Source organism: Burkholderia cepacia GG4 (assembly GCF_000292915.1).
GTDB classification, from domain to species: Bacteria; Pseudomonadota; Gammaproteobacteria; order Burkholderiales; family Burkholderiaceae; genus Burkholderia; species Burkholderia cepacia_D.
In genome coordinates, this window is record NC_018513.1 from 2169930 (window position 1) to 2184957 (window position 15028).

Below are 15028 nucleotides of genomic sequence, written 5' to 3' on the forward strand. Positions count from 1 at the left end.
CGCGGGTCAGCGCGACAACGTGAACGCGCTGACCGGACTCGTCTTCTGGTAGAACTTGCCGCCTTCGAATTCCTCGACCGTCACCGCCCAGTAGTAATCGCCGGGCGGCAGGTGTGCGACAGTGATCTTGCGGGCCTGCAGGCCGACCTGGTCGACGACCGGCGCGCTGAGGTCCTTCGAGCGCGACAGCACGAACCGGTAGCGCGCATCCTTGCCCGAGCCGTTCGGCGACCAGCGGAATTCGTAGCCGGCCGCGCCGGGCGACGCGCTCGCGTCGAGCCCCATCTGGCGCCGCTCGAACGCATAGGTGCGCGGCATGCCTTCGAGGCCGTTGGCGTCGAGCGCGGCGACCCGCACGAAGTACGTGCCGTTCGGCACGTCGCGGAACACCGCGCGCGACGCATCGGTGCGCATTTCGCGGAACGGATCGAGCATCCCCGCGTCGTGCGCGAGTTGCAGGCGATACGCGTGCGCATCGGAGAGCGGTGCGATGTCGAACGCGACGTCGGGCTCGTCCTGCACCTTGTCGGGATGCGCGAGCGCCGGCGCGGGCAGCAGTTGAACCGGCGCGCCGACCGTGCCGGACGACGTCGCGACGCTGCCGAAGTTCGCATGCACGAGCGTCGGATCGGCCGGCTGCCGCTTGCCCGCGACGCCCACGGTGCCGTCGAGCACTTCGACGCGCGTCGCCGCATTGCCGGCCGCGTCGTAGTTCACGCGAAACCGCGTGCCGCGCACGCCGGCCACGACCGACGGCGAGCGGATCTGGAAGCGGTCGTCGCGCTTCTTCAGATGGGTGACTTCGCTGTCGACCGAGCCGCGCGTGAGCTCGAACTCGCGATCGAGCGTGCCGGTCAGCACCGTGCGGCGCAAGGTCTTCAGGTCGAGCTGGCTGTCGGGCGGCAGGCTCATGTGCGTGCCGTCGGCCAGTTCGAGCGTCACGAAGCCGTTCGCGCCGGTGCGTACCCGGTCGCCCTCGGCGAGCGCCGCATCGTTCGCGAGCGGCGCATAAGCGGCGCCGGACGCACGCTCGGCCGTGCCCTGTACCGCGACGACGCGCGCGGTCAGCGGCTCCTTGCGCAGCCGCGCGACCGGCAGCTTCAGCGCGATGCCGGGCTGCAGGCGCTTCGGGGCGGGTACGCCGTTGATCTGTTGCAGCAGTTGCCAGTCGTCCGGACCCTGCAAGTAACGCGCGGCGACGTCGTACAGCGTGTCGCCGCCCTGCGTGCGGTAGACGACCGTCTTGCCCGCGGCAGCGGGCGGCTGCGCGGCCGCGTGCTGTGCCGCGAACGCAAACGCGACCGCGCAAGCGGCGCGCAGTGCCGCCGTGCGCAAGCTTGCCGTGCGCTGCGTCGTTCGCGTGGTCACTCCGGTTCTCCCTGGCCGACTCGCTCGAGCCGGTAGCCGTAGCCGTAGATCGGCGCGAGGCGATAGCCGTTTTCCGGCCGCAGGCCGAGCTTCGTGCGCAGCATCGAGATGTGCGTGTCCATCGTGCGCGACGGAATGTCGGTCGCCTGCTTCCACACGAGGTCGAGAATGTGTGCGCGCGACAGCGGCCGGTCGAGATGCTGGAACAGCAGCAGCGCGAGTTCGAATTCCTTCTGCGTGAGGCTGACGGCCTTGTCGCCGACGTAAGCCTGCTTCAGGTTCACGTCGAAGCGGAACTGGTCGAATTCGCGAACGGACGCCTCGGCGTTGACCGGATACGCGCGGCGCAGCAGCGAGCCGATGCGCGCGCGCAGGATCGGGCCCGACACGGGCTTGACCACGTAATCGTCGGCGCCGGCGTTGAGGATCTGCGTGATCCCCGCCTCGTCGTCGCGGCTCGTCATGAAGATGATCGGCAGGCTGTGCTCGGTCTGGTTCGCACGCACCCACTTGAGCACTTCCTCGCCGGACATGTCGGGCACGTTCCAGTCGAGCACCAGCAGATCGAACGTCTCGCGTTGCAGACGCTTCTTCAGGGCCTTGCCTTCCTTGAACGCATAGCACGTGTGGCCGGCGGCCGTCAGCGTTTGACTGACGAAATCCGTCTGGGCCGGATCGTCATCCAGTACAGCAATTCTCATAGCACCCCGCAAATCGAAATCGATTCGTCCAGTTCAGCTCCCCCGCGCTTACCCCGCCGCGCAGCACGCGCGCGACTTGCGACACCAGCCGGTGAGCCGTTGTTTACCGTCCGCGCAACGTGCGCGACAAATATCTCAAAAACGGGGCACGGACGAACCGGCGATTTCATCATAGTAGTATGAAATTCGCCAAGAAATTGCGCGGACTGCGGCCCTTTCTTCGAATAATCCTTCTCGTCGCGCAATCGCCCGCTTAATCGGCACCCGCCGTGCCAGCGACCGGCTCGGCGAAACCGTCGGCCGCCACACGCCGCGGCACGGACTGCCCCAGCGAAGGCTGCCGCAGCGTCGGCTGCCGCAGCAACGGCTGCCGCAGCATCCGCTGCAGCTGGTCGCGCACGCAGTCCCACGGCGCGGCCGCATAGTCGGGCTGGCTCGACGCCCACGCCTGCGCAACGTCGAACACACGCTCGACCGTTGCACCGCAATAGGTCAGGCCGGCGGCGTCGCCCTGCGCGGCCTCATGCAAACGCCCGTCTAGCCATTCAGCCAGCCACGGCATCTCGGCCGCCGCCGAATCGGCATACGCCTCCAGCGCGGCACGCGCGTGACGATCCTGTTGCGGATCGAGCTCGATCCGGTTCGACCCCGACGTGCGTGCGGGCACGATGCATTCCGCTGCGGACGGACTTCGAATGGTCCCTGGTCTGAAGGACATGTCCTCTCCCCGTTGTACGACGGTAGCGTCAGGCATGGCCCCCGTGCCCGCCTCGTATGACGTACCGCGGCCGGCGCATCCGTCGAGTGCGGACGACCGGCCGCGTCAGTATACGCAGCCAGGCACGCAGCGAGGTTTAACAATTGTCAGAGGCAGCCGACGCTTCGGAAGCGCGGCCGGGACCGGAACCGGGCCCCGCCTCGGGGCGCGTGATGCGGGCCGTCAGCGGCGGCGCATCAGGAATACGAAGGTCTTGTCCTGCGTCGTCACTTCGACGATCTCGTTGCCCGTCTGCTTCGCGAACGCGGCGAAATCGCGCTGCGAGCCGGGGTCGGTCGCGAGCACCTTGAGGATCTGCCCGCTTTCCATATCGGCGAGCGCTTTCTTGGCGCGCAGGATCGGCAACGGGCAATTGAGCCCGCGCGCGTCCACTTCCTTGTGAATCTGCATCGGCTTTCGACCTTCGAATGACGCGCCGCACGGGGCGCGGGAGGAAGCGGCGATTTTACCGCAGCGCGGCCGCGCCTGTCCGGTGCGGCTCGCGGCGCGGCGCGCCTGCGGGCGGCCGTCAGGTGCCCGAGAAGCCGCCCGCGAGCCGCTCGCGCAGGTGCCGCACGAGCGCGCGCACCGCGCTCGGCACGACCGGACTGTAGGGGCGGATCGCGAAGATGTGGTCGCCGAACGCGCCCGACGGCCGCCACCCGTCGAGCAGCGCGACGAGCCGGCCGGCATCGAGATCGCGCTGCGCGCTGAAATCCGGCAGCAGCGCGATGCCGAGCCCGCCGAGCGCGGCCTCGCGCATCGCCTCGCTGTTGTTCGCCGCGAAGCTGCCGCGCACCGGCACGCTCACGCGCTCGCGCCGCCGACCGTCGGGCTCGAAGCTCCAGGCGGCCGGTTCGTTGTCGCGCAGGTAGCACAGGCAACTGTGGTCGACGAGTTCGCTCGGGTGGCGCGGCGCGCCGCGCGCGTCGAGGTAGTCGCGGCTCGCGACCAGCAGCGAACGCGTGTCGCACAGCTTCCACGCGACGTGGGTTTGCGGCGCGGTGGTGGTATGCCGGATCGCGAGGTCGAAGCCCTCCTGGGTCAGCGAATGCAGCCGGTCGGACAGGTCGAGCTCGATGTGGACGCCCGGGTGCTGCCGCAGGAAATCGGGCAGGTGCGGCACGACCTGCTGGCGCCCGAGCGCGACCGGCGCCGTCACGCGCAGCAGCCCGCGCGGCTCGCCGGCCAGGTCCTTCACGCGCGCGAAGTGCTGGCCGATCGACTCGAACGCGTCGCGCGTGCTGTCGACCAGCGTCTGGCCCGCATCGGTGAGCCGCACGCTGCGCGTCGTGCGCCGCACGAGCGGCACGCCGGCCGCCTTTTCGAGATCGGCGATGCGCTGGCTCATCGCGGCCTTGCTGATGCCGAGCCGCTGCGCGGCAGCCGTGAAACTGCCGGCCGCGGCCAGGACCGTCAGCGAATGGATATGCGGCCAAAGCGCCTGGACATTTTGCTGATTCATCCATTGATTATTCAGAATTCTGAACAGTGAATCAAGCTGCGCGGCCTTCTCCGGCCCCACCGGTTTGCCTAGACTAGGTTCCGTCCACCCCCCATCCTCAGGAGACACGATGAATCCGGTTCCCGCCTACACGTCCGACGCCGACGTCGGCCACTATGTCGACGGCACGCCCGTCGCCGGCCGCAGCGGCCGCTTCCAGGACGTCCTCAATCCGGCGCTCGGCCGCGCGGTGCGCCGCGTCGCGCTCGCCGACGGCGACGAAGTGCAGCAGGCCGTCGCCTCCGCCCACGCCGCGTTCCCGGCCTGGGCCGCGACGCCGCCGATCCGCCGCGCGCGCGTGCTGCACCGCTTCCTGCAACTGATGAACGAGCACCGCGACACGCTCGCGGCGATCATCACCGCCGAGCACGGCAAGGTGTTCTCCGACGCGCAGGGCGAAGTCGCACGCGGCATCGACATCATCGAATTCGCATGCGGCGTGCCGCAACTGCTGAAGGGCGACTTCACCGACCAGGTCAGCACCGGCATCGACAACTGGACGATGCGCCAGCCACTCGGCGTCGTCGCGGGCATCACGCCGTTCAACTTCCCGTGCATGGTGCCGTGCTGGATGTTCCCGGTCGCACTCGCGACGGGCAACACGTTCGTGCTGAAGCCGAGCGAGCGCGACCCGTCGGCGGCGCTGTTCATGGCCGACCTGCTCACGCAGGCCGGCCTGCCCGCCGGCGTGTTCAACGTCGTGCAGGGCGACAAGAGCGCGGTCGACGCGCTGCTCGACCATCCGGACGTGCAGGCCGTCAGCTTCGTCGGCTCGACGCCGATCGCGGCCTACGTGCAGCAGCGCGCGGTGCAGTCGGGCAAGCGCGTGCAGGCGCTCGGCGGCGCGAAGAATCACCTCGTCGTGATGCCCGATGCGAACATCGAGCAGGCGGTCGACGCGCTGATCGGCGCCGCATACGGCTCGGCCGGCGAGCGCTGCATGGCGATCAGCATCGCGGTGCTGGTCGGCGACGTGGCCGACCGGATCGTGCCGGCGGTCGCCGAGCGCGCACGCAAGCTCGTGATCGGCGACGGGATGTCGCCGGAAGTCGAGATGGGCCCGATCGTCACCGGCGAAGCGCTGAAGCGCATCGAAGGCTATATCGAGCAAGGCGTCAGCGAAGGTGCGCAACTGGTGGTCGACGGCCGCGGGCTGCGCGTGCCGGGCCGCGAGGAGGGCTTCTTCACCGGCGGCACGCTGTTCGATCACGTGAGCCCCGACATGCGCATCTACAAGGAAGAAATCTTCGGGCCTGTGCTCGGCTGCGTGCGCGTGAAGGATTTTGCCGCAGCGGTCGACCTGATCAACGCGCACGAGTTCGGCAACGGCGTCGCATGCTTCACGAGCGACGGCGGCATCGCGCGCGAATTCGCGCGGCGCATCCAGGTCGGGATGGTCGGCATCAACGTGCCGATTCCGGTGCCGATGGCATGGCACGGCTTCGGCGGCTGGAAGAAGAGCCTGTTCGGCGACATGCATGCATACGGCGAGGAAGGCGTGCGCTTCTATACGCGCCAGAAGTCGGTGATGCAGCGCTGGTCGTCGAGCATCGGCAAGGGCGCCGAGTTCGCGATGCCGACCGCGAAGTAAGCGATGCGGCGTGCCGCCCGCCGGTCGATCCCGCGGGCGGCTTGCCAGCCGGTGGCCGGCGTCAGCCGGCCTTCGTGTCGTGCGCGCCGTCGGCGGTCGGCAGGTACGACAGCTCGAGCCGGTACGCGAGCGCGACGAACAGGCTCTGCGCGAGGCCCATCGTCGCCGTCAGCGCGCGGAACCCGAACGTCGCACTGTCCTGCACCATCAGCGTCACCTCGGCCTCCCGCGCGAGCGGGCTCATCCGGCTGTCGGTGATCGCGATCAGGCGCGCGCCGCGCTGCACGGCCTGCTGCGCGACCTGCACGGTTTCTTCCGCATACGGCATGAACGAGATGACGATCATCACGTCGCCCTCGCGCACCGACCGGATCTGCCCGAGATGCATGCTGCCGAGCGCGCTGAACAGCCCGATGCGCTTGTCGGTGTGCTGCAGCGCATAGTCGAGATACACGGCGATCGGAAACGCGCGGCGCGAGCCGGCGATCCAGATCGCCTGGGTGTCGGCGAGCAGGTCGACGGCCTGCGCGAGCGCCTGCGGGTCGAGCGTCTGCCGCAGCTGCTGCATCCCGGCAATGCTGCCCTTGATGAATTCGTCGGCGATCTGCTCGGGCTGCAGGCTCGCCGAGCCCGATTCGATCACGTCGCGCAGCCGCAGGTTGTACGCGCGCCCCGGCGCGATCTGCTGGGCCAGCCCCTCGCGGAACAGCCGCTGCATCTCGGAAAAACCGGAGAAGCCGAAATGCTTCGCGAACCGCACGACGGCCGACGGCTGGACGCCGCACGCCTCCGCGAGCGACTGGATGCCTTCCAGGCCAAGCTGGTCGCGATGCGTTTCCACGTGACGCGCAATCACCTTCAGGCGGTTGCTGAGGCCGTCATACTCCTGCGTCAGATGCTGCAGGAACTGCTCGACGGTGGCGGGAGGATTCTCGGATGAGCTCATCGGATAGCGCGAAGTTGACGGCCCCGCTGCGCGCGCGGCTGACGGACGCGGCCCGGGACTCACCTGGATACATGCATGAAGGGCGAATTTAATCACGTTTGCGGCGCGGCCCGCGCCGCACGCTCGCTCCCACGCGCTCGATCATCACCTGCACACGCTCCACGGCGATACTGGAAACGATTGTCCAACGCTCTCGCCGTGCCGTAAAGATTAGGGCGTTTACCGACGTGAACGCCGCCGCCCGCGGCCGCTGGCCGATGCCGCGCATCGGCTAGCCATGGCTCAACGATAGTCGACCCACACGCCGCCCGCATCGGCGGACCGCACGCAGTTCTCGACCCACCGCACGCCTTCGACGCCCGCATGGACGTCCGGAAAGCGGATTTGCTGCAACGCTTGCACGTCGCCGCGGTCGGCCGCGTCCATCGCGAGCGCGAAGCGCGCATACAGGTTCGACCACGCTTCGAACAACCCTTCCGGATGCCCGGCGCCGATGCGATCTTCACGCAATGCGTGCGGATGCAGATAGCCCATGCCGCGATCGAGCACCTGCGCGGGCTGCCCCTGGATTTCGTAGCGCAATTGGTTCGGATGCTCGTCCCACCATTCGACGCTCGCCTTCGAGCCGATCACGCGCACCTTCTGCCCGTGCATCGAGCCCGCGTTCACCGCGCTCGACCACACGTAGCCGATCGCGCCCGTATCGTATTCCATGATCGTGAACGCGTTGTCCTCGAGCGGCGCGCGGCTCTTCACGAAGCTCTGCCGCGAGCACATCAGCCGGCGGATCTTCAACTCGGGCGCCATCACTTCCGAAATGTACAGCGGGTGCGTGCCGATGTCGCCGAGCACGTAGCTCGGGCCCGCGAACTTCGGATCGACACGCCAGCGCGCAGCCGCGCTCGCGGCCTCGACGCCCTCGCTGTGGAAGCCGTGCGCGAACTGCATCTGCACGATGCGGATCTCGCCGAGATCGCCGCGCGCGATCATCTCGCGCGCCTGCTCGATCATCTGGTGACCTGAATAGCCGTATGCGACGCCGACGATCCGGTTCTTCTCGACCGACAGCCGCTGCAGCGCCTCGGCCTCCTCGGTCGTGAAGCACAGCGGCTTCTCGCACACCACGTGCAGCCCCGCGTTCAGCGCGGCGCGGCAGATCTCGAAGTGCGTGTTGTTCGGCGTCGCGATCGACACCGCGCGGATGCCATCGGCACGCTTCGCCTCGGTCTCGAACATGGTCCGGTAGTCGTGATAGCAGCGCCCGGCGTCGACGCCGAGCTTCACGCCGAACTGCCGGCCGCGCTCGGCATCGATATCGAACGCGCCGGCGACCAGCTGGAAGCTGCCGTCGCGCACTGCGGCCGACCGGTGGCTGTAGCCGATCTGGCTGCCGAGCCCGCCGCCGACCATGCCCCAGGGAATCGAATGCCCTAGCAGAATCTGTCCGTCGATCATGATTGTCGTGTTCCTGTCTTTATTCAGCTGTTCAGATGTTCAGGGAGCCGCTCGTTCACGCGAACCCGGCCGCCGCGAGAAACGCGCGGCTTGCCGCAACGTCGCGCAAGCTCGTGCCGGCGTTGCGCGGATCGCGCTCCTGCTCGATCGTGATATAGCCGGCATAGCCGATCTCGTCGAGCACGCGGCGGATCGCGCGATAGTCGAGCACGCCGTTGCCGATCGGGCACATCACGCCGCGCGCGCAGGCGGCGAAGAACGCGATGTGCTCGCCCATCACCGCGTCGTACACGGCCGCGTCGATATCCTTGAAATGCACGTAGTCGAGGCGCGCCGCATGGCGGCGCAGCCACGTTTCGGGATCCATGCCCGAGTAGTACAGATGGCCGGTGTCGAGACACAGGCCTGCCGTATCGGCCGCGATGTCGGCGACGATCCGGTCGATCTCGTCCGCGAACTCGATGTAGCCGCCCGCATGCGGATGGATCACCGCGCGCACGCCGAATTCGTCGCGCGCGATGGTCGCGATCTGGCGGATATGGTCGACCATCCGCGCCCAGCGTTCGTCGGACAGCCGCGGCGCGCGCTCGGCATGACCGGCCGCGTAATCGCGCTCCTCGTGCCCCCAGTCCATCACGACCAGGTACGGCGCCGCGTAGCGCTGGCCGTCCTGGGTCGGCAGCTTCGGCAGCCGCGTGATCAGCGCGCAGATCTCGCGCGTCTGGCGCAGCAGGTTCGGCAGGTTCTCCGGCGACACCAGGTCGTCGAAGATCGTGCCGGCGGTGATGCTCAGGTGCTGCCGCTCGAGCTCGGCGCTCACCACGTCGAGTTCGAGCGGGATATAGCCGTAGGGCCCAAGCTCGATGCCCGAATAGCCGGCCTGCGCGGCCTCGGCGAGCACGCGCCGCCACGGCGGCAGGTGCGGATTGTTCACGTCGTCGACGCCCCAGCAGCAGGGCGCGCAGCCAATCTTCATCGTCATGTCGGTCAGTCCGGTAGGTAGGCGGCGCACGGCCGCGAGCGTGATGACGCGGCCACGGCTCAGCCGCGATAGAACGCCGGGCGTTCGGCCATCGCGATCGGCTCGACCGCCCCGCTCCGCTGCGCGCGCACGCACGCGTCGGCCGCGACCGCCGCCGCGTAGCCGTCCCACGCGGACGGGCCGGTCAGCGCGCCCTGCCGCACGCCGTCGATGAATGCCTGCAGCTCGACGTCGTACGACGCGATGAAGCGCGCCTTCCAGTCGGTCATGATCTCGACCGATCGCCGCGCCGCGTGCTTGAGCCCGACGGCCGGCGGATCGGGCAGCTTCGCGATGCCGTTCTCGCCGACTACCTCGCACTGGATGTCATAGCCGTACTGGCAGTTGACGAAGATCTCGACGTCGATGCGCACGCCGCTCGCGGTGTCGAGCAGCACGATCTGCGGATCGGCGAGATGCGCGCTCGCGTGGCGCGTTTTCTTCGGATAGACGACCTGCGCGCTCGCATAGTCCTCGCCGAGCAGCCAGCGCAGCACGTCGAGTTCGTGGATCAGCGTGTCGGTGATCGCCATGTCGGTCGTGTAGCGCTCGCCGACCGACTGGTTGCGGTGCGCGCAATGCAGCATCAGCGGTGCGCCGATCTCGCCGCTGTCGATCACGCGCTTCAGCGCGCGATAGCCATCGTCGTACGGCCGCATGAAACCGACCTGCACGAGCCGGCGGCCGTGCGCGACCTCGGCCGCGACGATCCGCATGCAGCCGTCGGCCGTCACCGCGAGCGGCTTCTCGCAGAACACCGGCTTGCCGTGCGCGATCGCGTCGAGCACGAACGCTTCGTGCGTCGGCCCCCACGACGTGACGAGCACGGCCTGCACGTCGGCTGCCGCGACCACGTCGTGGCCGTCACCGTAGATTTCCGCATCGAGGCCGTATTTCGTCACCGCGTCGCGCGCCTGCTGCGGATCGATGTCGTTGACGGCCACCACGCGCGCGCCGGACAGCGTGCGCGTCAGCCTGCGGATATGGTCCTGGCCGATCGCACCGCAGCCGATCACGCCGATTTGCAAGGTCATCCGGATATCTCCAGTCTTTCGTTCATCAGCAGCGCGGCCCATGCCGCGCCGGTCAGTAATGGGTCTACAACGGGTCAGCGCGCCGCACGCTCGAAATGGCGATCGACGTAGCGCTGGATCGTGTCGCGCATGTAGCGCGACGACGCTTCCGCACGGTCTTCCCATGCGAACACGCACGACGACATCACGCCGTCGAAGCCGGCCGCGCCGAGCGCGCGGAAAAACATGTCCCAGTCGATCTCGCCCTGCCCGATGTCGAGATGCTGGTGCACGCGGATCTGGTTCGAGCCGGGCGGGTTCACGATGTAGCGCAGCTGGCTGCTCTTGCGGTGGTCGAAGGTGTCGGCCACGCGCACGTGCGCGAGGACCGGCGCGGCCTGCGCGATCATGGCGGCCATGTCGTCGCCGTAGTAGAACGTGTGCGGCGCGATGTACGACAGCTTCAGCGACGGCGAGCCGAGGTTCGTGACGATGTCGATCGCCGGCTGCAGCTGCTCGATCCAGTCCTCCGGATGCGGCTCGACCGACAGCACGATGCGCTCGCGCTCGAGGATCGGCAGCAGCTCGTCCATCGAACGGAACCACGCGGCCTCGCACAGCTCCTTCGGATTCGCGCCCGGCCGTTCGCCGACCGAGCGCTCCGGCGACGCGCCGCGCCCGAACTCGGACACCATCAGCGCACACTCCATCTCGACCGCGACCTCGATCGCCTTCTTCCAGCAGCGCACCGCCCATTGACGTTCGTCCTCGAACGGGCTGGCCCAGCGGTACATCGGCTGCAGCGACGCGAGACCCACGCCGCTGGCACGCAGCGCCTGCCGGAACCCGGCCATGCGCTCGCGCGTCGCGCGCGGCATCACCCACCAGTCGAGAAAGTCGCTGCGCGGCGACAGCTCGATCTGGTCGTAGCCTAGCTCGGCGACCGCGTGCGGCAGCCGGTCGAGCGGCAGGTGACGAATCATGTAGGGATCCAGAGCGATCTTCATGTTATTCCCGAACGGTATTGGAATCAGTCGCGGCCGGTCAGCGGCGCGACTTCTTGTTGCGGTACTGGTCGGCGATCACGGCCGCGACGATGATCGCGCCCTTGACCATCTCCTGGTAGTACGCGTCGATCCGGATGAACGTGAAGCCCGACGTCATCACGCCGAGAATCAGCACGCCGATCACGGTGCCCGTCACGCGCCCGAGGCCGCCCGACAGCGACGTGCCGCCGATCACAACGGCCGCGATCGCGTCGAGCTCGTACATCACGCCCATGCCCGACTGGCCGGAGATCGCACGCGCGGCCGTCACGGTGCCCGCGATCCCGCTCAGCAGGCCGGCGATCGCATACACGAACACCAGGTGGCGCGTCACGTTGATGCCCGACACGACGGCTGCATGGCGGTTCGCACCGATCGCGTACGTGTACTTGCCGAAGCGCGTGTAGCGCAGCACGACGTGGAAGATCGCGGCCACCACCAGGAAGATGATCACCGGGTTGGCGCCCGCGCCGATCGCCGCGAACTGGTCGGTCAGCATCGACACCGGCATCCCGTTGGTGAACCACTTCGCGAAGCCGCGCGCGGCGACCATCGTGCCGAGCGTCGCAATGAACGGCGGGATGCCCGTCAGCGCGATCAGCGAGCCGTTCAGCAGGCCGACCAGCAGCCCGACGCAGACGCCGGCCAGTACCGGCCAGATAACCGGCAGGTCGGTCAGGTGCGGGAACACCGCGCGCGGAAAATCGGACACCTGCGCGAGGCTGGCCGACACGACGGCCGCCGCGGCGACGACCGACCCTGACGACAGGTCGATCCCGCTGGTGATGATCACGAGGTTCACGCCGACCGCGATGATGCCGATCACGGCCATCTGCAACACGATGATCTCGAGCCGCTCCGCGTTGAACAGGAAGCTCTGGCCGACGACGAGCCAGCCGATCACCTCGAAGAACAGGCTGATGCCCACCAGGACGAGAAAGATGCTCAGTTCGGGCGGCCACTTCGTGTGCCGCGACTTGATCGTGATGGACTGCGCGTCCGCGACCGGATTCAGATTGCCCATTTCAGTTGTCTCCATGCTTGTTGCGGCTCAGCGCGAGGCCAGGTCCATGATGCGGACCTGGTCGGCATCCTTGCGTTCGACGATGCCGGTCATGCGGCCCTCGTGCATCACCATCACGCGATCGCTCATGCCGAGCACTTCCGGCATCTCCGACGAGATCATCAGCACCGCGACGCCCTTGCCGGCGAGCGCGCTGACGAGCCGGTGAATCTCGGCCTTCGCGCCGACGTCGATGCCGCGCGTCGGCTCGTCGAGGATCAGGATGCGCGGTTGCGTCAGCAACCAGCGGCCGATCAGCACCTTCTGCTGGTTGCCGCCCGACAGGTTCTGGATTTCCTCGTGCAGACCAGGCGTCTTCACGCGCAGCATCCGGCTCATCTCCTCGCAGTCGCGTTTCAACTGCGCCTGCCGCACGAAATTGAACTTCACGTAGCGGTTGCTGAGCACGGCCGCTTCCATGTTCGCGAGCAGGTCGAGATTCAGAAAGCAGCCGGTGTCCTTGCGGTCCTCGGTGAGGAACGCCATCCCGTGCTTCATCGCCTGCGCGGGCGTGGCGATGCGCACCGGCTTGCCGTCGATCAGGATCTCGCCGGAGGTCGCCGGCACGACGCCGAACAGCGCCTCCGCAACGTTCGAGCGCCCCGAGCCGACGAGGCCCGCGACGCCGAGGATCTCGCCCGCGCGCAGCTCGAAGCTGACGTCGCGGAACACCCCGTCGACGCCGAGGTTCTTCACGGCCAGCACGACGTCGCCGATCGGCACGTCTTCCTTCGGGAACATCTGCGTGATCTCGCGGCCGACCATCATCCGGATGATGTCGTCGCGCGTGACGTCGGCCGACGCGTGCGTGCCGATGTACTTGCCGTCGCGAAACACCGAGAATTCGTCGGCGATCTCGAACAGCTCGTTCATCTTGTGCGTGATGTAGACGATGCCCTTGCCCTGCTCGCGCAGCTGGCGAATGATCCGGAACAGGTGCGTGACTTCCTTGTCGGTCAGCGCGGAAGTCGGCTCGTCCATGATCAGCACGTCGGAGTCGAACGACACGGCCTTCGCGATCTCGACCATCTGGCGGCTCGCGACCGTCAGCGTGCGCACGTCCGCTTCCGGGTCGATGTCGATCGACAGCCGCTCGAACAGCGCGGCGGTGCGGCGGCGCAGCTCGGCGTGATCGATCAGCCCGAAGCGGTTCTTCGGTTCGCGGCGGATCCAGATGTTCTCCGCGACCGTCATGTAGGGCATCAGGTTGAGTTCCTGGTGGATCATCGCGATGCCGCGATCGAGCGCGTCGAGCGGGCCGTTCAGCACGACGGGCTCGCCGTTGATCAGGATCTCGCCCTGGTCGGGCGTGTAGACGCCGGCGATGATCTTCATCAGCGTCGACTTGCCGGCGCCGTTCTCGCCCATCAGCGCATGCACGGTGCCGCGGCGCACGCGGAACTGCACGCCGTCGAGCGCGACGACGCCGGGAAACGACTTGCCGACGCCGCGCACCTCGAGCAGGCAATCGGCAACGGGCGCACCGGACGAACCCGGTGCGGCGAACGAGGCGGCCGGCGCGCTTTCGCTGGCCATCGAGCGCGCCATCCTGGCTGTAAACATGGACGTTCCTCGAAAGTCACACGCGAACCCGGATGCGCCGGGCCCGCGCAGTTCAGCGGAAAAACCGGTCAGTGCCTGGCGTACTGGCTCATGTTCTCGGGCGTGACGAGCTCGAACGGCACGTTCACGAAGCGATCGACGGGTTGCTTCTTCGCGAGCTTGAGCGCGGCCGCGACGGCCTGCGCGCCCTGCCCGGCCGCGTTCTGGTACACGGACACCTTCAGGTCGCCGCTCTTCATCGACGCGAGCCCGTCCGGCGTCGCGTCGATACCCGCGACGACCGTCTTCGGCGTCCACTTGCGCGCGGCCTTCAGCGCGTTGATCGCGCCGATCGCCATTTCGTCGTTGTTCGACACGATCGCGTCGAACTTCATCCCGGAGCTCAGCCAGTTCATCGTGATGTCCTGGCCCTGCGTGCGGCTCCACTTGCCTTCGCGCTTGTCGACGATCTTCATGCCGGCGCAGTCTTTCGACGCGATCACGTCCTCGATGTCCTTGGTGCGCGCACGGGCCGACTCGTTGGACAGCTCGCCCATCAGCACGAGGATGTCGCCCTTGCCGCCGAGCAGCTTGCACACCTGGCGGGCCTGCAGCGTGCCCGACTGCTTCTCGTCGGACGCGACCACCGCGACGCCGGCCGGCAGCTTGTCGAAGTCGACCGGCTTGCGGTTCACATACACGAGCGGGATCTTCGCGGCGGTCGCCATCTTCGTGATCTTCGGCGTCGCATCGGTATCGACCGCATTCACGATGATCGCGTCGACCTTCTGCGCGATCATGTTCTGGACCTGGCTCAACTGCTTGCCGACGTCGTTGCCGCCGTCCTCGATCTGCACGGTCGCACCGTCCTTCTTCGCCGCATCGCTGACGCTGTTGCGCAGGATCGTCAGGAACGTGTCGTCGAACGATGCCATCGTCACGCCGATCTTCTCGGCATGCGCGAGCGGCATGGCCAGGATCGCGGCGGCCGCGGCGGCCATCAGCTTGGTCTTCATGATCA

Annotated in this window: 14 protein-coding genes; 1 reads left to right on the plus strand and 13 read right to left on the minus strand. The window is 67.8% G+C overall.

Features of this window, described 5'->3' with window-relative positions; genetic code table 11:
• Positions 1–6: 6 nt before the first annotated feature.
• From GEM_RS09920 to GEM_RS09940, 5 genes are all read right to left on the minus strand, one after another.
• A complete protein-coding gene (locus GEM_RS09920) occupies positions 7–1368 on the minus strand; it encodes a FecR family protein (RefSeq protein WP_014897269.1) in 1362 nt (453 codons plus the stop codon).
• Positions 1365–2069, minus strand: coding sequence for a response regulator transcription factor (locus tag GEM_RS09925; RefSeq protein ID WP_014897270.1), 705 nt, complete (start codon positions 2067–2069; stop codon positions 1365–1367). Before GEM_RS09925 ends, GEM_RS09920 begins: the two co-directional genes overlap by 4 nt.
• 253 nt (positions 2070–2322) lie before the next feature.
• The gene (locus GEM_RS09930) at positions 2323–2787 is read right to left on the minus strand and encodes a hypothetical protein (protein WP_014897271.1); all 465 of its coding nucleotides are present in this window, start codon (positions 2785–2787) and stop codon (positions 2323–2325) included.
• Positions 2788–3009: 222 nt separating this feature from the next.
• Positions 3010–3237: a sulfurtransferase TusA family protein gene (locus GEM_RS09935; RefSeq protein WP_006753156.1), complete on the minus strand. Its 228-nt coding sequence runs from the start codon at positions 3235–3237 to the stop codon at positions 3010–3012.
• A 118-nt stretch (positions 3238–3355) separates the two neighbouring features.
• Complete coding sequence (locus GEM_RS09940) at positions 3356–4291, minus strand: LysR family transcriptional regulator (RefSeq protein ID WP_041490506.1); 936 nt, start codon at positions 4289–4291, stop codon at positions 3356–3358.
• 109 nt (positions 4292–4400) lie between these two features.
• Between GEM_RS09940 and GEM_RS09945 the strand changes: the two genes are divergently transcribed.
• Positions 4401–5921, plus strand: a complete 1521-nt coding sequence (locus GEM_RS09945; protein WP_014897273.1) for a CoA-acylating methylmalonate-semialdehyde dehydrogenase — start codon at positions 4401–4403, stop codon at positions 5919–5921.
• Positions 5922–5982: 61 nt separating this feature from the next.
• Here the strand turns inward: GEM_RS09945 and GEM_RS09950 are convergent, their stop codons facing one another.
• From GEM_RS09950 to GEM_RS09985, 8 genes are all read right to left on the minus strand, one after another.
• Positions 5983–6867 carry a MurR/RpiR family transcriptional regulator gene (locus tag GEM_RS09950; RefSeq protein ID WP_014897274.1) on the minus strand — a complete coding sequence of 295 codons (885 nt, stop codon included), beginning with the start codon at positions 6865–6867 and terminating at the stop codon, positions 5983–5985.
• Between the two features lie 282 nt (positions 6868–7149).
• Positions 7150–8322, minus strand: coding sequence for a Gfo/Idh/MocA family protein (locus GEM_RS09955; protein ID WP_014897275.1), 1173 nt, complete (start codon positions 8320–8322; stop codon positions 7150–7152).
• A gap of 55 nt (positions 8323–8377) precedes the next feature.
• Positions 8378–9304, minus strand: coding sequence for a TIM barrel protein (locus tag GEM_RS09960; RefSeq protein WP_014897276.1), 927 nt, complete (start codon positions 9302–9304; stop codon positions 8378–8380).
• Positions 9305–9363: 59 nt separating this feature from the next.
• Positions 9364–10377 carry a Gfo/Idh/MocA family protein gene (locus GEM_RS09965; RefSeq protein WP_014897277.1) on the minus strand — a complete coding sequence of 338 codons (1014 nt, stop codon included), beginning with the start codon at positions 10375–10377 and terminating at the stop codon, positions 9364–9366.
• 74 nt (positions 10378–10451) lie between these two features.
• The gene (locus tag GEM_RS09970; RefSeq protein ID WP_014897278.1) at positions 10452–11363 is read right to left on the minus strand and encodes a sugar phosphate isomerase/epimerase family protein; all 912 of its coding nucleotides are present in this window, start codon (positions 11361–11363) and stop codon (positions 10452–10454) included.
• A gap of 37 nt (positions 11364–11400) precedes the next feature.
• Entirely contained in the window at positions 11401–12426 is a 1026-nt protein-coding gene (locus GEM_RS09975) for an ABC transporter permease (RefSeq protein ID WP_014897279.1), read from the minus strand.
• Between the two features lie 27 nt (positions 12427–12453).
• A complete protein-coding gene (locus GEM_RS09980; RefSeq protein ID WP_014897280.1) occupies positions 12454–14028 on the minus strand; it encodes a sugar ABC transporter ATP-binding protein in 1575 nt (524 codons plus the stop codon).
• A 68-nt stretch (positions 14029–14096) separates the two neighbouring features.
• Positions 14097–15023, minus strand: a complete 927-nt coding sequence (locus GEM_RS09985) for a sugar ABC transporter substrate-binding protein (protein ID WP_014897281.1) — start codon at positions 15021–15023, stop codon at positions 14097–14099.
• Positions 15024–15028 lie beyond the last annotated feature (5 nt).